At 50.5% G+C, this 19,534-nt stretch carries 21 protein-coding genes; 11 read left to right on the top strand and 10 right to left on the bottom strand.

The genetic code is table 11. From position 1 onward, the window contains the following. Positions 1-2: 2 nt before the first annotated feature. From CSQ88_RS15080 to CSQ88_RS15050, 7 genes are all read left to right on the top strand, one after another. Complete coding sequence (locus CSQ88_RS15080) at positions 3-578, top strand: nucleotidyltransferase family protein (RefSeq protein WP_180273672.1); 576 nt, start codon at positions 3-5, stop codon at positions 576-578. Between the two features lie 69 nt (positions 579-647). After that, positions 648-1,070, top strand: a complete 423-nt coding sequence (locus CSQ88_RS15075) for an N-acetyltransferase (RefSeq protein WP_099398913.1) — start codon at positions 648-650, stop codon at positions 1,068-1,070. An 11-nt stretch (positions 1,071-1,081) separates the two neighbouring features. After that, the gene (locus CSQ88_RS15070; protein WP_099398912.1) at positions 1,082-1,603 is read left to right on the top strand and encodes a GNAT family N-acetyltransferase; all 522 of its coding nucleotides are present in this window, start codon (positions 1,082-1,084) and stop codon (positions 1,601-1,603) included. Beyond that, on the top strand, positions 1,603-2,181 hold the full coding sequence (locus tag CSQ88_RS15065) for a DJ-1/PfpI family protein (protein WP_099398911.1): 579 nt from the start codon (positions 1,603-1,605) through the stop codon (positions 2,179-2,181). Before CSQ88_RS15070 ends, CSQ88_RS15065 begins: the two co-directional genes overlap by 1 nt. A gap of 40 nt (positions 2,182-2,221) precedes the next feature. Then, a complete protein-coding gene (locus tag CSQ88_RS15060) occupies positions 2,222-2,602 on the top strand; it encodes a nuclear transport factor 2 family protein (RefSeq protein ID WP_099398910.1) in 381 nt (126 codons plus the stop codon). 32 nt (positions 2,603-2,634) lie between these two features. After that, entirely contained in the window at positions 2,635-3,189 is a 555-nt protein-coding gene (locus CSQ88_RS15055; protein ID WP_099398909.1) for a nucleotidyltransferase family protein, read from the top strand. Continuing rightward, positions 3,179-3,628, top strand: coding sequence for a GNAT family N-acetyltransferase (locus CSQ88_RS15050; RefSeq protein WP_099398908.1), 450 nt, complete (start codon positions 3,179-3,181; stop codon positions 3,626-3,628). Before CSQ88_RS15055 ends, CSQ88_RS15050 begins: the two co-directional genes overlap by 11 nt. Before the next feature lie 170 nt (positions 3,629-3,798). Here CSQ88_RS15050 and CSQ88_RS15045 read toward each other — a convergent pair whose 3' ends face one another. The 8 genes from CSQ88_RS15045 to CSQ88_RS15010 all read right to left on the bottom strand — a co-directional run bounded on the left by CSQ88_RS15045 (position 3,799) and on the right by CSQ88_RS15010 (position 11,213). Continuing rightward, complete coding sequence (locus CSQ88_RS15045; protein WP_099398907.1) at positions 3,799-4,365, bottom strand: GNAT family N-acetyltransferase; 567 nt, start codon at positions 4,363-4,365, stop codon at positions 3,799-3,801. Positions 4,366-4,384: 19 nt separating this feature from the next. After that, positions 4,385-5,284 carry a peptidylprolyl isomerase gene (locus tag CSQ88_RS15040; RefSeq protein ID WP_099398906.1) on the bottom strand — a complete coding sequence of 300 codons (900 nt, stop codon included), beginning with the start codon at positions 5,282-5,284 and terminating at the stop codon, positions 4,385-4,387. 39 nt (positions 5,285-5,323) lie between these two features. After that, a complete protein-coding gene (locus CSQ88_RS15035; RefSeq protein ID WP_099398905.1) occupies positions 5,324-5,680 on the bottom strand; it encodes a glutaredoxin family protein in 357 nt (118 codons plus the stop codon). A gap of 163 nt (positions 5,681-5,843) precedes the next feature. Further along, the gene (locus tag CSQ88_RS15030; RefSeq protein WP_099398904.1) at positions 5,844-6,350 is read right to left on the bottom strand and encodes an Ivy family c-type lysozyme inhibitor; all 507 of its coding nucleotides are present in this window, start codon (positions 6,348-6,350) and stop codon (positions 5,844-5,846) included. Between the two features lie 65 nt (positions 6,351-6,415). Next, positions 6,416-7,495 (bottom strand): calcium:proton antiporter, encoded by a 1,080-nt coding sequence (locus CSQ88_RS15025; RefSeq protein ID WP_099398903.1) that lies wholly within the window; start codon positions 7,493-7,495, stop codon positions 6,416-6,418. 354 nt (positions 7,496-7,849) lie between these two features. After that, positions 7,850-8,431, bottom strand: a complete 582-nt coding sequence (locus CSQ88_RS15020; protein WP_099398902.1) for a PEP-CTERM sorting domain-containing protein — start codon at positions 8,429-8,431, stop codon at positions 7,850-7,852. Positions 8,432-8,619: 188 nt separating this feature from the next. Beyond that, positions 8,620-9,336: a rhodoquinone biosynthesis methyltransferase RquA gene (gene rquA / locus CSQ88_RS15015; protein ID WP_099398901.1), complete on the bottom strand. Its 717-nt coding sequence runs from the start codon at positions 9,334-9,336 to the stop codon at positions 8,620-8,622. A gap of 158 nt (positions 9,337-9,494) precedes the next feature. Next, positions 9,495-11,213, bottom strand: a complete 1,719-nt coding sequence (locus tag CSQ88_RS15010) for a DEAD/DEAH box helicase (RefSeq protein ID WP_099398900.1) — start codon at positions 11,211-11,213, stop codon at positions 9,495-9,497. A 662-nt stretch (positions 11,214-11,875) separates the two neighbouring features. Between CSQ88_RS15010 and CSQ88_RS15005 the strand changes: the two genes are divergently transcribed. Further along, positions 11,876-13,228 carry a DUF805 domain-containing protein gene (locus tag CSQ88_RS15005; RefSeq protein WP_099398899.1) on the top strand — a complete coding sequence of 451 codons (1,353 nt, stop codon included), beginning with the start codon at positions 11,876-11,878 and terminating at the stop codon, positions 13,226-13,228. Between the two features lie 178 nt (positions 13,229-13,406). Here CSQ88_RS15005 and dbpA read toward each other — a convergent pair whose 3' ends face one another. Further along, positions 13,407-14,792, bottom strand: a complete 1,386-nt coding sequence (gene dbpA, locus CSQ88_RS15000; protein ID WP_099398898.1) for an ATP-dependent RNA helicase DbpA — start codon at positions 14,790-14,792, stop codon at positions 13,407-13,409. Positions 14,793-15,066: 274 nt separating this feature from the next. Here dbpA and CSQ88_RS14995 point away from each other — a divergent pair, with 274 nt between their 5' ends. The 3 genes from CSQ88_RS14995 to gntU all read left to right on the top strand — a co-directional run bounded on the left by CSQ88_RS14995 (position 15,067) and on the right by gntU (position 18,330). Then, on the top strand, positions 15,067-16,068 hold the full coding sequence (locus CSQ88_RS14995) for a substrate-binding domain-containing protein (RefSeq protein ID WP_099398897.1): 1,002 nt from the start codon (positions 15,067-15,069) through the stop codon (positions 16,066-16,068). A gap of 375 nt (positions 16,069-16,443) precedes the next feature. After that, positions 16,444-16,986 (top strand): gluconokinase, encoded by a 543-nt coding sequence (gntK, locus tag CSQ88_RS14990; protein WP_099398896.1) that lies wholly within the window; start codon positions 16,444-16,446, stop codon positions 16,984-16,986. A 6-nt stretch (positions 16,987-16,992) separates the two neighbouring features. Further along, on the top strand, positions 16,993-18,330 hold the full coding sequence (gene gntU, locus CSQ88_RS14985; protein WP_099398895.1) for a gluconate transporter: 1,338 nt from the start codon (positions 16,993-16,995) through the stop codon (positions 18,328-18,330). 117 nt (positions 18,331-18,447) lie between these two features. Here the strand turns inward: gntU and CSQ88_RS14980 are convergent, their stop codons facing one another. Further along, a complete protein-coding gene (locus CSQ88_RS14980) occupies positions 18,448-19,431 on the bottom strand; it encodes a diguanylate cyclase (RefSeq protein ID WP_099398894.1) in 984 nt (327 codons plus the stop codon). Between the last annotated feature and the right edge of the window lie 103 nt (positions 19,432-19,534).

The following is a 19,534-nucleotide window of genomic DNA, read 5'->3' as shown; positions in this document are numbered from 1 at the left end:
TTTTGATTCAGCACGAAGCGCAATTTAAAGAATTAATTTCAAATTCAGGCCGGATTAATCAGGCTATTGATATTGCAGAGACGCTTGCTATACCCAATTACTATATTGCAGGCGGTGTTGTGGCTCAGGTGATTTGGAATCAGCTGGCCGGGCTGGATATTCATTCAAATATTAAAGATGTGGATGTAATTTATTTTGATGCCAGCGAATCTAAGGCGCAGCGTGCAGAAAGAGAAGCCTTGTTTACGGCTTTATCCAAAAAACAATTCTTGCTGGATATGACTAATCAAGCCTTTGTGCATGAATGGTATCGCAATCAATCAGGCGGGCAAGTTAAACCATTGACGAGCGCCGGGCAGGGCATCGATACATGGCTGTCTGCTTTTGCGGTTGGAATAAGGGGGCGTGATTATCAAATCTATGCACCCTATGGTTTAACTGATTTATTTGCAATGCAGCTTCGGCCAAATTCTTTACAAATGGGCAGGGCAGTTTATTTAAAAATGGTGGCGAGTTATACCCGGAGATGGCCACAATTAAGGGCTGATCCATGGGATGATTCTTCGCAAGATCACTGATCTTTATGCTATCTTTTGCACTTGATTTTTGGATCTGTAAATTTATATACATTCACTTTGGTGGAATCAATGAATATCGAAACACTACAAAATCCACCTGCTGCTTTATTTGAAGAATTAGAAGAAAAAATCACTGCATTTAATGAAGAGCGCTGGGAAGTTAAAACTAAATATCCTTTAGCAATTGCGGTTCGTGATGAGAATGGAGCGTTATTGGCGGGGGCAAGTGCCAGAACATTTGGCCTGTGGCTGCTGATTGAAAACCTCTGGGTGAGCGAGGCATTACGCGGGCAGGATATGGGCTCCAAAATATTGGCGCAATTAGAGGCGGCTGCAATTGATCGGGGCTGTCAATTTGCCCTTTTAGATACGCTTAATTTTCAGGCCCGGCCATTTTATGAAAAATTTAATTATCAGGTGGGCTGGGTGCAGCCATCGTATCCGGCCACAGGGTGCAAATATTTTATGAGTAAGCAGCTTCTTAGTATTTAAGGCAGGCATTGATGGCGGCAGATCTTAATTTTGAAATTAAAAAAGCCACACAGGACGATTGCCTGAGCATTGCCCAGGTTCATGTGCTTTCATGGCAGCATGCCTATTGCGATTTATTGCCCGGTGATTATCTGGCGCAATTATCGGTAGAAAAGCGCGAAGCCATGTGGCGCAATGCGCTGAGTATGGGCAGCAGCCAGGTTTTAGTGGCCCGCTCTGGCGATGTGCTCTTGGGCTTTATCTCCTTTGCCGCCTGCCGGGATGAAGATGCTGCAAGCGATCAGGCAGAAATCTGGAGTTTGTACGTCTGCCCGGCTTACTGGGCCACAGGTGTGGGGCGAGCTTTGTACTTCGCCGCGAAGGTGCAGATTCAGGAGCAGGGCTTCAAAACACTTAGCCTGTGGGTGATCAAAGGCAATCAGCGGGCGCTGCAGTTTTATACCAGGGCGGGCTTTAAGTCTGATCTGTCCAAGACTTTTGAGCTGGCAGGGGCAGAGCTGCAAGAGCTGCGTCTGGTGCAGGGAATTGTGTGATGCGGGTTGGCGTGCTGTTGTACCCTGGCTGTATTTTCTTCGAGATTGCCGCCGCCGTGGAGCTTCTTGCCCAGCATGGCAGGGTGCAATATTTCACGCCGGATGGCAGCCCTCATGAGTCATCCAATGACGCATGTATTGTGGCTAAGGGTTCATATGCTGATTTGGCCGGTTTGACTGTAGATGCAGTGTTAGTGCCGGGAGGAGACCCGGATTCGATTATGGAATTAAGGCTGGCGAATGAATGCCTGCAAGCGGCTTATGCCAAAGGGGCCGTGCTGGCAGGAATTTGCGCAGGGGCTTTAGTAATCGCTGCAACTGGCTTATTAGCAGGGCGGCGTGCTACGCATAATTACACCGCGGAGTTTGCGCCATTGCACATCGTGAATTTTGTGGCTCCACTGTGGCAGGGGGTTATTTATGAGCTGGCAAATGCGGTGATCGATGGCCGCATAATTAGCGCTCAGCCTTGGGCTGTGTTTGAGTTTGCGGCCTTAATCGGCGAAGCTTTGAGCGTAATGAACCCTGAAGAGCGGGCTAAATATCTGGCTTATTATCAGCTTGGTCGCTTGGGCTAATAAGCTTTATCACTCCATCTAACCTATAGGATTCATCACAATGCAATCACTCAGCCCTGCCGATGTTATTCAACGCCAATTGGATGCTTATAACGCCAAAGATGTCGATGCCTGGCTTGCTACTTATGCTGCAGATGCTCAGCAGTTTGCCTTGCATGGCGAGCTGCTGGCGGCGGGGCATGCGGCGATTCGCTCGCGGGTTCTGATCCGGTTTGCCGAGCCTGATTTGCACGCCGAGCTTTTGCAACGCACAGTAATGGGGCCGGTTGTGGTTGATTACGAGCGCATCACGCGTAATTTTCCCAAAGGGAAGGGTACGGTAGAAATGCTCTGTGTTTATGAAGTGGCCGATGGCTTAATTCAGAAGGCTTCGTTTGCTTTGGGTGAGCAGGTGGTGGTTGTTCCAGCATTAGCCCGGTAGCTTGGGCAGATTTATCAGCCTGAGACATCACGATGGATTTTCATCAGCAACTAACGCTCTGGCTAAAGGCCGACCCTTTACGCTGCCAGGCGCTGCGTCAGGCGGCAGCGCTGGGTTTGCCTGATTGGTGCATTGCGGCAGGCTTTGTGCGTAATCTGGTCTGGGATCGCTTGCATGGTTTCGCCAGGCCAACGCCTCTGGCAGATATCGATCTGATTTATTTTAATACAGAGGATATTTCGGAAGAGGCGGACAGGGCGCTGGAGCAGCGCTTGATGCAAAATTCGGATCTGCCCTGGTCGGTTAAAAATCAGGCCAGAATGCATGTCCGCAATGGCGATGCGCCGTATTTAAATACCCTGGATGCGATGTCCTGTTGGCCAGAGTCAGAAACGGCGGTTGGCGTTCGACTGGAGCCTGATCTGGCGTTTATTTCTCCATTCCCCTTAGAAAACCTCCGCGATTTACAAATTACGCTGAATCCAAAACGCCCCAAAATAGCCGATTTTGAGGCGAGGGTGGCAGAGAAAAAATGGCTGGAGATCTGGCCAAAATTACAGGTGAACAGGAAGGGGGATGATGAATAGGCTGCTAATAATTCGCCATGCAAGGGCCGACGATGCTGAGGAGACCGCTGTTTTGCTGGGGCAGCTGGGTTACCCGAATGATGCTGATTTTGCCAGACAAAAAATAGCCAGGCTGCATGGCCCGCAAGACGCGGTGTTGGTGGCAGATCGGGCAGGGCAGGTAGTGGGCTTACTGGGTTTACATCTGATACCTACCCTGCATGATGCTGGTTTTTTAGGGAAGGTGACGGCATTGGTGGTACTGGAGACGTGCCGTGGGCAGGGTATTGGCCGTGCTTTATTGGCAGAGGCGGAGCGTTTTGCAGCGGCGGCAGGAGCATTAAGGATGGAGGTTTTGAGCGGCAATCATAGGACTGACGCTCATCAATTTTATCGGGCGGCTGGGTATAGCGGGAGCGATCATAGCCGCTTTGTTCGTGCTTTGGGACCAGGTAAATAGTCGCTTCCCGTTTCCGCAGCATTGTCATCCACGATAAAAATACCCGGGGATGATCGTTTTTTTGATAATTTATGAATGAATGTGTTCCAACCCACATCCCTGGCCCGGTAGCTAAATTTGGAGCCTCTGAGGTTTAAGGCGCTGGTTTTGCCATTTATTTCAGCATGGCTTTATGCCGTTCTGGCATAAATCCGCGTATTACGCAGCGTGCCGTCTGGGGCTGATCTTTCATTTCTCAGTATGCCTTCAAGCTGAAAGCCGGCCTTTTCGGCAACCCGCCAGCTGGCGGTATTTAAATCATCTGCAAAAATTTCTAAACGCCTGGCTTTTAAGTGTTCAAAAGCAAACTGGCTAAGAGCGCTGACGGCTTCGGTGATCAGGCCGTGCCCGTGTAATGAAGTGCGGCACCAATAGCCTATTTCAAATTTGGGAATCTCCCAATCTATTCGGTGCAACCCTGAAGCGCCCACAAATTGCCCGGTTTCTTTTAAAAACACCAGCATATTTAAATTGCTGCGGCTCATAAAATCGGCATGGCTCTGGCGGCAAAAAATTTCTGCATCGTCTGCTGTTGGCTCGTGCATGGCCCATGGCAGCGAGGCGGGAAACTGGCGTAATTGCCGGATCGATTCTGTTTTGGCTTCGTGCATGGCCAGGCCATCACCCGCACGCGGGCAGCGGATAATCAGCCGTTTAGTGGTGATTTCATCAGGAAAATCTAGAAGGATTGGGTTCATGTTCATGCTCTGAATCGGTTTATTGGATTGCCCGGATGGGGACGCTGGCACCGCATAAATCGACATGTCCGGGGCTGTTAATAAACCATTGCTCAGCCCTGATACGGCGGGCTTGCAGCAGGTTTTGCCAGCTTTTGCTGTCGGTACGCTGTATTTCCAGCCTGGGGCGCTCGTTGTCAGGCAGATCGCTTAGCAGCCTTACCCGGCTGATCGTGGTTCTTTGTTCTGGTTTTTCATAAAAGCCCATCGCCCCAGTGCCACGCGGCAGGCCGCTCAGCCATTGCATACCTTGCAGCACCCGGCCAACAAGGGTGATGTTTAAATCTAAGCCGCGTGGCGCCTGGCCGATGACGGTGTACAGCTCACTGCCATTACTGCTGTCAGCGGCCATATCGCGCCCTGCACCCACCATACCATAGCAATGCGTGAGCCAGGCACGGCCTGTTTTAGGATTGGCGGCTGCTGGCATGCCGTTTACCCAGCCAGTTACCGGGGCAAAGGGATCGGTTTCTTTAAGGCGGGTCAGGGGCAGGTTTTTGAGGGGGATATCAAATTCGGCCGGGAGTTTTTTTTCTGCACTGCCCAATGATTTGGGGCTGCTTTCGCTGTTTGGATCGCCCCACTGGCTGACATAATTATCTTGCACACGAATAATCGCCAGCTGGTCAAAATATCCTTCATGGGCCATTTTGCGGATATTGGCAACGTGGCGCGGGGCAAAGCGGGGGGCCAGCTCGATGATGACCTGGCCTGCAGCTAAATCCATGATCAGAGTGTTGTCCGGGTCCAGTGGCCGCCAGTCGCTTGCGGGGGATTTTTCTAAAACCTGAGCACTGGTGATGCCCTGCTGTTTACCGGCGGCAAAGCTGTTGGCGGCCAGTAAAAGGCCAAGGGTAAGTGCTGTCCATTTGCTCAACATAGAAACTCCAGAAAGGACCTGCAGGCTAAAAAGGAGGGCTTAACTGCTTAAGGCTTGTAAGAATTCATCGCTGTCAAAGCCATCTTTCATCTGATGGCCGCGTACAATCAGAAAAGGGGTACCCACTGCACCATAGGCGTTAAATTCCTGCTGGCAGCGCTGATCAATTGTCATATTGCATTCGGTAAATGCAAAACCATTCTGATTTAACCATGATTTAGCCTCGCTGCAATAAACACATTCTGTGGTGGAATACATGGTGACTTCGCCGGGCTTTACGGCCGATGCTAATTGGCTAATCTGGTTTGTGCTGTATTCGGTATTATTATTTGAATAATGCTTCCAGGCAAATTGCAGTGCACCGGCAATAATTAATAGTGTAATTAAGCGCAGCATGGGAGGATGTCCTTTTTAAATCAGCACTAATACTTATTTTAAATAATCCGGATAAAAAAATGCTTCAGGCCTTGGCTTGAAGCATTTGTATATTACGGCTTTGAGCATATTTATTGCAAATATGTATTTAGATATGAATATTTTTGTGTTGTTTATTACGGTATTAATCAATCACAATGGGCCGCTTTGTCTGGCTGTCTAGTATTTTTTGTAAGGGGCTGTCGGCGGTTTCATATTCGCTGATCAGCTGCTGCTCTGTGCTATTGGGGGCTCCCAGCCAGCGTGCACTGGTGTCATCCGTTTTGTAGCGGGCAACAATTCGTTTTTGAGCGGGTGAATAAAGCAAGCTGACCGAGTGCCCGCAGTTGTGCGGCTCGCAAACGGAGCTAAGCAAATAGGGCTGCTTTGCGATCAGCAGCGGGGTAACCGGGCTTGATACCCCTTTGCCCACCCAGCGTGGCATTTTTATGCCTGCAGTTTCAAATATTTTATCCAGCTGCTGACGCAGTGGTTTATCTGCAGCGTAAACATCAAAGAAGTAGGCACATTTGCTGCTGTCTGTGCAGGTGAGCGCTTCTTTGCTGCTGATCTTTTGAGCTTCTGCGTTTAAAGGAATAAAAAACAGCGCAAATAATGCGCTGCAGATTGAAAAATGGCGCAGGCCTTGCATGATTGTTCCTTCGCTAAGACAGCCTGCAGGGTGGCGGATTCACCTGCAGGCTTTGTTTTATCCGTTTATGGGATGACGGTGGTAAACAAATAAACGGCAAAGATCACCAGCAGAACCACCCCCGGCAAGACGGTTGTTTTACCTGTGCCTAAAGACAGCATGGTGGTAAAGAGCGACAGCACCAGTAAAACGGTGGATTTGATATCCAGCCCCAGGGTGAGCGTTAAGCCGCTCATCAGTGATAGCACGGCAACCGTTGGAATCGTCAGGCCAATACTGGCAAGCGCCGATCCCAATGCCAGATTCAGGCTGGTTTGCAGGCGATTTGCCCGAGCGGCATGCACGGCCGCAATCCCTTCAGGCAGCAGGACAACAGCCGCAATAATGACGCCAACCACGGCTTTGGGCGCACCCATACTGGCCACGCCCTGCTCGATACTGGGTGCCAGAGCCTTGGCAAGCAGTACGACTGCGGCAAGGCATACCAGCAGCAATAGGCTGCTGATGGCGGTGGTGCTGAGTGATGGAGGGGCCGCATGCGCTTCTTCATCGCCTGCTTCGCCATTGCTGGGCAGAAAATAATCGCGGTGCCTGATGGTTTGGACCAGCACAAAAGTGCCATAGAGCGTGAGTGTGACCACGGCAATAAAGATCAGCTGGCTGGAGGTATAAACAGGGCCTGGGGCGCTGGTCGTGTAATTGGGTAATATCAGTGTAAGCACCGCAATTGCGGCCAGCGTTGTAAGTGCCGCGCTGACGCCATTCAGACTAAAAGTTTGCTCTTTAAAGCGCGCACCGCCAACCAGCAGGCAGATACCAATAATGCCGTTCAGAATAATCATAACTGCAGCAAAAACAGTATCTCTGGCCAGTGCCGTGGTTTCCGGCCCGCCTGCCATCATCAGGGAAACAATCAGTGCGACTTCAATAATGGTGACGGCTACAGCCAGCACCAGCGTTCCATAGGGCTCGCCAACACGGTGGGCAACAACTTCAGCGTGGTGAACCGCCGCTAAAACGCCGCCAAATAAGCCAATAGCTAATAAACCAAGATAAACAGCGCCCATGCCCTGCACTGGGATCAGATATAGAACCCAGGCAATAATGGGAGCGGCGATGGTCCAGACCGGTAGTGTTACTTTCATCGTGACGCCAGAGAGAGGGGATTCAACATAAGATGCTCCAGTGTGAGGTCAGGCTGTGGGGGACAATCTATTGTGCACAGATATGCATATCGGGCACAGAGCTGATCTGCAGATTTGTGCAAATCAGACGCTATTGCACATATTGAGGAGGGTATTGCAGGCTAAGTGTCATATGAATGACGGGGCAACGCGAAAGACTATGCGCTAGTTGGAGCGGCAGGGATATAAAAAGTTCATGGTAAACAGATGTTTTTTTGAACAAGATAAGCATGCTGCTGTGATCGTTTTGCGATATAAAAAAACCACAGCAAAAGCGGCTGTGGTTTTTTAAAGGCAAATCAAAAAGTTGTTTCTTTATCTGATTTGCTTGCGGCGGCGTGAAACCCATACGCTGACGAGGCCAAGACCAAGCAGTGCATAGGTTTCTGGCTCTGGTACCGGGGTAGTAACAATATTATCAAACTGGCTGTTTGCACCTACCCAAGATACTTTTGTCAGATCTGTTTTATTAAAAATAGCAGTTTGCAAACCTTTGGCAGAATCAAAAATGACTGTTTCATAGCTTGTGCCCAGTTTGCTGAAAAAGCTGAATGTAATTGAGCCTGTTTCACCCTGGTTAAAAACATCTGCCAGATCAATAGAATTAAAATTAAATAAAGATTTATTGGCCAGCTCAATGCTGGTTTTGCTGCCGCTGTAATTTACAAAAACCGCGGCATGCCCAGTATCTGCCTGAAAATCAGAATTGGCCCCCCAAACGCCTAAGCGCTCATCCCCTAGGCTGTCATTATTAATAATATAGCCATTGGAATTAATCGAACTGAAACCATGATAATAATCATCATGGCTTAAATCATTGAAATCAATTACGGTAGCATTTGCAAAAGTGCTTAAAGCAAAAATTGAGCTGGCAAGAAACAGCCTGGTTCGCAGCATAGCGTGTCCTTAGATTAGAAAATAACGATATTCGAGTATTTTCTGTCTTGGGACTAGCGCATGTCAAAACAATAATTTAATTTGTTGTAAGTCTGGTGTTTGTTTTTGTTGTAATTGGCCCCGTGTATCGAATGAGCGTGTTGAAAGCTAGCCTTGCGGCGGCACTCGCAGTGGCAAGCGGGATCGGTTTAGTTGTCTGCGTGGTCTTTACGCTTAACCGTCACAATTTGATAAACCCCGCCAAATATCGTGCGTTTTTGCCAGATGTATTGATCTGCGTGGCTGGCGAAATGGCTGATTTCATGATGCCAGAGTGCTTCTGCAAAAGGCTCTAACTTAGCGTTCACCCATTTTAAGATCCAGCGTATGGGTTGCCAGGCGGATGGCTTATGGTAATCCACAAACAAGACTTTGCCGCCAGCGGGCATTTTGTTCAGCATATGGTCAACGATGACACGCTTTTTATCATCGGGGACTTCATGCAATAAAAAGAAGCTGCAAATCAGATCAAATGTTTTATCGCTCTGATAAGTCGCTGCATCTGAGCGGATGACTTTGGCCCAAGGGTAGATGGCGAGTTTGCGCTGGCCATGCTCGATTTGTGCCGGAGTGATATCGGTGAGGTGAAAGCAGCCATCCGGCCCCGTTTTTTGCGCCACTTTACGCACTAAATCACCATAAACGTGCGCGACTTGCCAGACTTTCATGCCTGGCTCAATTTCATTTAAATAAGCCCGCATCAGGCGCTGATCATTGCCAAACAGCAGCACTTTGACCACCAGATTATGATCCAGCTGATTTACACGGCGTGGGTTGACATAAGCCCAGTCGTACACCTCGGTCATGTAATCAGGAACGCCTTCGTAATAAGGGTTCTCAGGCAGTTTGGGATGATTTTTTGTCATGGCGGCGCTTCCTGAATAATGTCGTTAGCTTAGATCGGTTTTGCCCATGGGGGTTTGAGCTGGACCAAGATTTGCGCCTGACATATTCACACCGCAGGCGGTTTATTGCGGGTAAAAAAAAACGGCGCTGAGCGCGCCGTTTGGGGAGGTATTAAAGCTTAGTGATGACGGCCGCCAGAGCGCTTGATCGGTGCAAATAGTGCTGCTACCGGTGTGTTTTCATTGCTCAGTGGTTGTTGATCACCACGTGGCTTGGCCGCCGGACGCGGTGCGCTGCTGCGGGCATCGCTGCGCGGGGCACGATCAGGATAGCCACGATCTTGTGGTGCACGCGAATCACTGCGGCCTGTACGCGGGTTGCTGCGGCCGTCGCCAGCCGGGCGAGGGCTGGCGGATGTACGTGCTTCACCGCGTGGATTGGTGTTAAAGCGGCCTTCGCCAGCCGGGCGCGGGCTGGCTGATGTGCGTGCTTCACCGCGTGGATTGGTGTTGAAACGGCCTTCACCCGCTGGGCGTGGCGTTGCGGGTGAACGGGCTTCGCCACGTGACTCATTATTGAAACGGGGGCGTGCATCCGGGTTAAACGGTGGGCGTGCAGGGCGTGGCGCATCGCCAGCCGCTGCGGCTGCCGGGGCACGATCGCTGCGATTATGCCCGCGTGGCGGACGGCCGCTGTTTGGGTTGCGCGGGTCATGCTTGCGCTGTGCGCCATTGCGGCCATTTAAAATCGGTTCGGCTTTGATGCTTGGATCAACGGCAAAACCTTCCACGCTTTCACGGGTGATATCGCGTTTGATCAGGCGTTCGATATCGTTCAGCAGCTTGTGTTCATCTACGCAAACCAGTGAAATCGCTTCGCCTTCTGAACCTGCACGGCCGGTGCGGCCAATACGGTGTACATAATCTTCGGCGACGTTAGGCAGCTCAAAGTTCACTACGTGTGGCAGTTCTTCAATATCAATACCGCGGGCGGCGATATCGGTGGCGCACAGTACTTGCAGCGTGCCGGATTTAAACTCGGCCAGCGCACGGGTACGGGCTGCCTGGCTCTTATTGCCGTGAATCGCGAGTGAGTTAATGCCATCTTTAGTTAACTGTTCAGCAAGGCGGTTTGCGCCGTGCTTGGTGCGGGTAAACACCAGTACTTGGAACCAATTTTTATCTTTGATCAGCTTGGTGAGCAGCTCACGTTTACGCTCACGATCAACAAAGTAAACCTTTTGCGTAATCATTTCGGCCGTGGCATTACGGCGGGCCACTTCGATTAGCGCGGGGTTATCTAAGAGGCCATCAGCCAGTGTTTTGATTTCGTCAGAAAAAGTAGCGGAGAACAGTAAGTTCTGACGCTTAGCAGGCAATAAAGCCAGCACTTTTTTGATATCACGGATAAAGCCCATATCCAGCATGCGATCGGCTTCGTCCAGAATCAGCACTTCAACGCCGCTTAAATCAACGGTTTTCTGTGAGATATGGTCGAGCAGGCGGCCCGGTGTGGCCACCAGAATATCCACATGCCCACGCAGCTGTTTAATTTGCGGGTTAATACTCACACCACCAAACATCATCATGGATTTTAGCGGCAGATATTTACCATAATCACGCACGCTTTCTTCAACCTGAGCGGCCAATTCACGCGTCGGGGTTAGAATCAGCGCACGGATTTTTTTGCTGGCGGAAGGTTTGCTGCTCAGAATATGCAGCAGTGGCAGGGTAAAGCCGGCTGTTTTGCCGGTACCCGTTTGTGCGCCAGCGAGTAAATCACCACCGGATAACACAGCAGGAATAGCCTGTAGCTGAATAGGGGTTGGTGTGGTGTAGCCAAGTTCAGTAACGGCACGGACGATATCGTCCGCAAGCCCTAGGGCGGAAAAACTCATTCAAACTCCAGAGGAGAGTATCGGCCTGTCGCCAAGAATGGCGCCAGTCAAAGGCAGATGGGGTAGGTGTTTAGAAACCTTAGCCAAGTAGGATATCAAGATAGATCACTCAGACGCATTCTGCTTAGCTGAATATCAGCCAGCTTGAAGCGACTCAGGCTGCACTTGTTTCACCTGATTTTAAAACCATCGTGAACAGACTGGTTGTGTAAATCTGGCCAAACATGGCGCTGAGTTGTCTTTCACTTCAGCCCGCTAAGCCCAGTAGTTTGCAGGGTTGACCGTGAATGATTTTGTAACAGCTGAGGATGAATATGCTTGATGGCGTACTTGGATTGTGCAGCGCGCTGACTGGGTAACGCACTCACTGCTGGCATTATACCTGTGTACTTGCCGTGCCGTGCAAAGCAATCATCAATTAGTTCGAAATACCGCTGCTGGCCGGTATGGTGCCATGGCGATTATTCACTGCGGATGCTTATATTTATGACGTATTTATTTGGATTGAAAAAGAGAATAAAAGCATTCTCTGCCCTTTTTTTGTTTGATTAGTGATGTAAATGCTATTTTCATAACGTTCAATTTCTTTCAGCTAAAGAAATTATGAAGAAATAAAATCGTTGTGTAGTATATGAGCTCTTTTTATCTGGCCCGGGCTGGCAATGGGTATTACTTTTCGCTTAGTTTTAACTGGCAAACTATTGCCCGGCGCTACTTTTGATAGTGCCGCAGCCGCTCTTGCCCGGTTACTGAGGCTGGATCATGCAAGGGCTGAATCACTTTTGGCCAGCGCACCTACGGTGATTAAAAAAACGCTGCCGCACAGCGAGCTGGAAACCTATCTGAAAATACTGCAAAAAACGGGCGCAGAGGTTCTGGCCGAAGCCAGCAATGCTTCTGTGCCTGCAGCGATCTTGCCGCCTGCTGCGGATACGTCTGCCGCTATTCTTGAGTTAATTGAGCCTGCCAGTACCATTACTTGCCCTAAATGCCACAGAGAGCAGATCCGGCGTAATTTATGTATTGAATGCGGCACAGATATGCCGCGGGCGCTGGCTGTGCAGGCAGAGCCGATTATTGCTCGTGCGCGCCCTTTGCCCATTGTGATTAAAGAGCCAGAGTTTGATACCCCTTCCTTTTGGGGCGTGAGCACAGCCGGGCGATTGGGCCGGGTGCGTTATCTGACCTCCAGTTTATTAGTGCTTTGTCCACTTTTAATTCTCGCTATCTTTGCGCCATTCATGGGAAGCAAAACGATGAGTGGCGGGCTGCTCGTGCCGCTTTTTGGTCTGATGGCCTGGACGTTATGGCAGTCTTTCAGGCTGATGATTTTGCGTTTACATGATTTGAATAAGCCTGCCAGCTGGATAGGATGGTTTCTGCTGGGCGCCGCGCTTGTCGGGATGATGCCGAAGGCTTTGGGCTTAAATGGCGTCAATGTTTTGGGATCTTTATGCATGATTATTGCTTCATGTGCGCTTAGTTTTGTACCGGGTGATCATGATGAAAATGATTTTGGGTTTCCGGCTGAGCCGCCCGCTTTATGGCATTTAGCCTTAGCGCTGGTGGTTTTGCTGATTTCATTATTTAGCCTGCCAAGCCTGTTTGTGCGTGGAAAATCCGTGCCTTTATATCAGGGCCAGGCGCTTAGCGAGGCAGATATCCAGGCCCGTTATCAACAGCAGCGCAAAATCTTGTCAGAGCATGATCTTGATCTGATTGTTAAAAATGAATCCATGGAAAACAACGGTGCGGCAGTCAATCGTGAAGAAGTCAGAAAAAGGGTGCAGCAAAGCCTGGATGAGCAGGCAATGAAAGAAGCACGCACCCCGCCCGAAGACACTGCCGGTTTTATCCCGAACCGCAGGAAACTGAGCGAGAGCGAGCTGGATGAGCTGGTACGCAATATTTCCAGGGAAAATGGCACAGCTGCAAATCGTGAAGAGGTAAGACGCGAGGCTCAGCGGATGATGGATCAGCAGGCAAGGAAAAAAGCAGGAATGGTGAGTGGCTGATGATGTGTAGAAGTTCAGACTTAATCTGAAAGATTTTTAGCTCGCTTTGCAGAGCATAAAACTTGGGCCACAGGGCAGCGCGTTTTTTTGTGAACGCTGCGGCTCAAGTTTGGATTGATTTATAAAGCTGAAGCCGCTTTAAGCGTTAGAAACGCTTAAAGCGCTGTACTTCTCTGGTTTACTCGCCCAGAAAACGCATCTTAAAGCTGCGGCCTTTGATATTGCCCTGGCTCAGGCTGTTAAAGGCCTTGCTGGCAGCGCGCCTGTCGATGGCCACATAAGTTAAAAATTCAAACACATTGATTTTGCCGACTTGTTCTTTCGTTAAGCCCGCGTCGCCAGTCAGCGCACCAAGTAAATCGCCCGGACGCAGCTTGTCTTTCTTGCCGCCCATAATGCACAGCGTCACCATGGGCGGGCGCAAAGGGCCGCCTTCTGCAGGCTCCAGTTTTTCCAGATCAAACCAGCGTACCGGCCCGCCTTGGTATTCTTCGATCAGCGTGACCCATTTTTTTTCATTGGGCGCGGCAAGGCTTAGCGCTAGGCCTTTGTCGTGGCCACGGCCAGTGCGGCCAATGCGGTGGATATGCACTTCGGTGTCTTTGGACACATCGACATTAATCACCGCGCCTAGGCTTTGGATATCCAGACCACGCGCGGCTACATCGGTGGCAACGAGGATGGAGCAGCTTTGATTAGAAAACTGCACCAGGATTTCGTCACGCTCGCGTTGCTCTAGCTCACCATAGAGCGCCAGGGCACTAAAACCTTGATCTCGGAGTTCGCTTGCAAGCTCGCGGCAGTGGATCTTAGTATTGCAGAAGGCCAGTGTCTGAACGGGCTTGTAGTGATTGAGTAGCTGCGCCACGGCGGCGTTGCGCTCTTCGTGGGCAACGGAATAGAAACGTTGTTCGATTTGGCTGTCAGCATGTTGTGCCTCTACTTTCACTTCGGCAGGCAGCTTCAGAAACTTTGCGCTGTCTTTACGAATATTGTCGGGATAGGTGGCCGAAAACAGCAGGGTTTGGCGGCGGGTCGGGCAGGCACTCACAATGCCTGCGATCTCATCGTAAAAGCCCATATCGACCATGCGGTCGGCTTCATCCAGCACCAGCGTTTGTACCGTGGATAAATCAATTGAAGCGCGGCCAAGGTGATCGCGCAGGCGGCCAGGCGTACCCACAATAATATGCGCACCGTGCACCAGAGAAGCGATTTGCGGCCCCATTGGCGTGCCGCCGCACAGCGTTAAAATTTTGATATTTTCAGTAAAGCGCGCCAAACGGCGCAGCTCTTTAGCCACCTGATCGGCCAGCTCTCGCGTTGGGCAAATCACCAGGCCCTGAATGGCAAAATAACTGGGATTGAGCTTATGCAACATGCCAATCCCGAAGGCTGCGGTCTTGCCGCTGCCGGTTTTTGCCTGGGCAATCAGATCGCGCCGCGCCAGAATCAGCGGCAGGCTTTGCGCCTGAATTTCCGTCATTTCGACGTAACCCAAGCTATCCAAGTTTTGCAGCATGGCCGGCGAGAGAGGTAGATTGGCAAAAGATGTAGTGTTCACAATGACTTAACTCGCTGGCCGAAAGGGGCAGTAGTCTAACAGGGGAAGCGCTTTAGAGCCAGCCATCACTACGGATGGTTTTATCCAGGGAAAACTACGGGGGAAATCTTTCAGGCTGATGACAGGGGATGCAGCATATTGGGCATTGTTTCTGCGTGAAACTGCGTGTTCTCTGTGGTTTACTGCTTCAAGATTTGGGTTTCCGTTGCGTCACATCAGCTAGTAATATAGCTGCCGTGGGTGATCCCCGCACTCTGAAGACACAAGGAATCCAATGAATCACAAAGCACGCCGCCCCACTTTGCAGGATGTGGCGGATAAAGTGGGTGCGTCCAAAATGACGGTCAGCCGCTATTTGCGGGAGCCGCATCAGGTGGCTGAGGCGACGGCTAAAAAAATTGCCGTGGCGATGGAAGAGTTGGGTTATATCCATAACCGCGTGCCCGATATGCTGGCCAATGCCAAAAGCCGTGCGATTGGCGTGTTACTGCCCTCGATGTCGAATCAGGTTTTCTCCAGCGTAGTGCGTGGTATTGAATCGGTCAGCGGCCCTGCGGGCTTGCATGCGCTCTATGGGCACTATGGCTACAGCATGGAGCGGGAAGAGCAGCAGATCGCGCAACTGCTGTCTTTTAATGTAGACGGGCTGATTTTGTCTGAAACTCAGCATACCGACCGTACCTTGCGGATGCTGGAAACCGCTGCAATCCCTGTGCTTGAAGTCATGGAGCTGCCGGAGCATCCGGTTGATCTGGCTGTGGGGTTGAACCACACCGCGGCAGCCAAAGAAATCGTGGGCCTGATGATTGCCAGAGGAAGACAGCGGATTGCCTATTTAGCCGCACGTCTGGATCATCGTACCCGTCAGCGGGAAGCGGGGTATCTGGCGGCGCTGGCTGAGGCAGGGCTGACACCCGTATTGATTCACACCGATCAGCCTTCAAGCTTTACCTTGGGAGGCCAGCTATTACGTAATGCCCTGCAAGCCACGCCCGATCTGGACGGTGTGTTTTGCACCAATGATGATATCGCCGCAGGTGCATTGCTTGCCTGCCAGGCCATGGGGCTGAGCGTGCCAGCGCAAATCAGCGTGGCGGGGTTTAACGCGCTGGATATTGGCCATGCCCTCGCGCCGCAACTCGCCAGCGTTATTACCCCCCGTGAAGCGATTGGCCGTGTGGCCGCCGAGCGTTTAATCGGCAGAATGGAAGGAAAAGTGTATCCGGACAGGGTATTGGATATGTCTTACGAGATTTTCCTGGGGCAGAGTTTGTGATGGTTTAGTGCACACGCTATGTAGATTGCTGGCTGACTCACTCTGTATGCATCTGTCTAAGTTTATGGCACCACTTTCGCGTTGTAACTTCCCTCTTTTTAAAGGGGGATTTGCTATTTTAGCGGCTCTATTGAGCCCTTTTTTGTAACTTAATCCGTGTCCAATCCCCCTATTAAGCTTTTAAAAATGGGAGAACAAGCACTGCTGGCCTGTGCAGATGGCTATTTTTTTACTCATCTCCACCCCCTCCTTTTACCCCTCATTTGATCTGCAACAAATTTATTGCTTGGCAGTTTTTTTATTGCGAGAGATACTGTCGCTACAAAATGTTACCAGTAACATTAATAACCAGATGATGTAACAGGAGTCGATTCAATGAGTCAGATCGATCAGGTAATACCACACCAAGTGTTTGTTGTAATGGGTGTTTCAGGAAGTGGTAAGTCTGCAGTGGGCAGTGCGGTATCCCGCGCGCTGGACTGTGGATTTCTGGATGGCGATTTTCTGCATCCCCGCGCCAATATCGACAAAATGGCTTCCGGCCAGCCTTTAAATGACGACGACAGAGCGCCATGGTTAGGTGCATTAAGCACCGCTGCTTACGCTATGCAACGCACTCAGACTATTTCGGTGATTGTGTGTTCTTCACTGAAAAAAGCTTATCGGGATATTTTGCGCGAAGGGAACCCTAATCTCTCTTTTATTTATCTGGGTGGCACGTTCGAGCTGATCGAATCCCGCTTAAAAGCGCGGCAAGGCCATTTTCAAAAGCCAAAAATGCTGGTTTCTCAATTTGCCACACTCGAAGTGCCGGGCAGTGATGAGCCAGATGTTGCGCATATCGATATCGATCAAAGCTTGGAAAACGTGGTTGCCGCTGCCGTGCAACACATCCGTGCAAAAACCGCTCAGGAGTAAGCAAGAATGGATACATTAACCTTACTCGTCACCGCGATTGGCTCGGTGCTGATGTTGTTGTTTCTGGTGATGAAGGCACGTTTACATGCTTTTGTTGCCTTAATGCTGGTGTCGATTGCTGCGGGTATTGGCTCGGGCATGCCGCTGGATAAAATTGCCGACACCATGCAAAAAGGCATGGGTGGCACGCTGGGCTTTTTAGCCGTAGTGGTGGCGCTGGGTGCGATGTTCGGCAAAATCCTGCATGAAACAGGTGCGCTGGATCAGATTGCGGTCAAGTTACTGGATCTGTTTGGCCAGAGTCGCGCTAATTACGCGCTGGGGATTGCCGGGCTGATTTGTACGCTGCCGCTGTTCTTTGATGTGGCGGTGGTGCTATTGATTGGCGTGGTATTTGCCGTAGCCCGCCGCACAGGTGGCAATGTGGTAAAGCTGGCGATTCCGCTGTTTGCCGGTGTAGCCGCTGCCGCAGCTTTTCTTTTGCCTGGCCCGACGGCAATGCTGCTGGCCTCGCAAATGAAAGCTGATTTTGGCTGGATGATTGTGCTGGGCTTGGCTGCCGCCATTCCTGGTATGCTGCTGGCTGGCCCTGTTTATGGTAATTTCATTAGTAAACATGTGCACTTGCCGTTGCCCGCTGATGTGAGCGAGCCAAGCTTGGGCAAGGGCCAGATGCCTTCCTTTGGCTTCAGCCTTGCGCTGGTGCTGTTTCCGCTGATTCTTGTGGGTTTAAAAACCATCGTGGCACGTTTTGTTGATCCAACAGGCTCGGCCTATCAATGGCTGCAACTGATTGGTCACCCTTTTATTGCCATTCTGGCGGCATGTCTGGTCGCAATTTATGGCCTGGCACTGCGCCGTGGGATGAGCAAAGACAAGGTAATGGAAGTTTGTAGCGCTGCCTTGCAACCCGCCGGGATTATCCTGCTGGTGACGGGTGCCGGTGGTGTGTTTAAGCAGGTGCTGGTGGATTCGGGCGTTGGCCCTGCGCTGGGCAATGCTTTGATCGGTGCAGGCTTACCGATTGCTGTGGCGTGTTTTGTATTGGCAGCAATGGTGCGGGTGATTCAGGGCTCGGCTACTGTGGCATGTTTAACCACGGTAGGTTTGGTGCTGCCTGTGGTTGAGCTGGCAGGCTATTCAGGTGCGCAATTGGCGGCATTATCGGTATGTATTGCTGGTGGTTCGATCGTACTGAGCCATGTGAATGATTCTGGCTTTTGGCTGTTTGGTAAGTTTACAGGGGCCAATGAATTGCAAACCCTGAAAACATGGACAGTGATGGAAACCATCCTTGGCACAACGGGTGCCCTGGTGGGAATGGCTGCATTTACCATGCTGTAAAGTGAGCATGCAGTAATAAAAAGCTCTGTCTTGTATACAGACAGGGCTTTTTTTATGCCCGGCAACCTGAACTCTTGAATATAAATTCTGTTTAATCAGGCAGGGCAGAGCAAGGAGCTAAAGTGATTCACATGAAACCACTTTGTTTCTTCCGCCATTTTTTGCAAGATAAAGCGCCTTATCAGCGCGGGCTTCAACCATTGCAATCGTGTCGCCCGGCTTGTAACAGGCTACGCCAAAGCTGGCAGTGCGTGTTCCGATGTTGGCAAAGTCATATGCTTCTATGCCGGATCTGAGTTTTTCTGCCACGGCCAGCGTGTCGGCCAGGGATGTGCCGGGGCAAAGCACCAGAAATTCTTCTCCGCCCCAACGGCCGACGATATCGCTTTCCCGCATCGTGTCTTTCAGTATTTTGCTGATGGTTTTGAGCACGTCATCACCAGCATGATGCCCGTAAGTATCATTAACCTGCTTGAAGTGATCAATGTCGATCAGGATGAGAGAAAAAGAACTTCTCTGGCGTGTCACCACGGCAAACTCGCGTTCCAGCATCTGATCCAGAAACAAGCGGTTGTAGAGATGGGTTAAGCGGTCTGTGATGGCCAGTTGTGCCAGCTCCTCATTTTTTTCAACCAGCTGGCGTGTGCGCTCACACACAATATGTTCAAGCTCTTCATTAATGCGCTGTAATTCCAGATTACGTTGTTGCAACAGATCGTCCAGCTCGTAAGCGCGGATAGCGGCTTGCACCGTAAGAACAATATCTTCGTTTTGCCATGGTTTTTCTAAAAAACGGAATAAATTGGCCTCGTTGATTGTGCGCTTTACCCCGTTTAAATCGCTTTGGCCAGTCAGCATGATTTTAATGGCCTTGGGGTGCTGCTCGTGCACTTTCACCAAAAGCTCATCACCTTTCATGCCGGGCATAATGTAATCAGCGATGATGACACTCAGGGCCTCGCCATCTTCGGCCAGCTCAGCAATGATTTCGAGCGCTTCATTACCGTTTTCCGCAATTTCAACAGGCTGATGATGTGGCAAACGCTGGCCAAGCAAAGATCGCAGTGCGCTTAAAACATCCTGATTATGTCTCTTGCTCAATCTCCTTGCTCAAACCACTTAAAAGGCCTAAGGTGAACGAACGTTCTTTTGTGGAGTGGTCGTCATGGCAATCAACCCAATCCAGATGCAAAAGGGGCTGTCG

It is taken from the genome of Iodobacter sp. BJB302, from assembly GCF_002735645.1.
In the GTDB taxonomy this organism is placed as follows: Bacteria; Pseudomonadota; Gammaproteobacteria; order Burkholderiales; family Chitinibacteraceae; genus Iodobacter.
The sequence above is the reverse complement of the archived record's forward strand: the minus strand, read 5'-3'. Positions and strand labels throughout refer to the sequence as shown.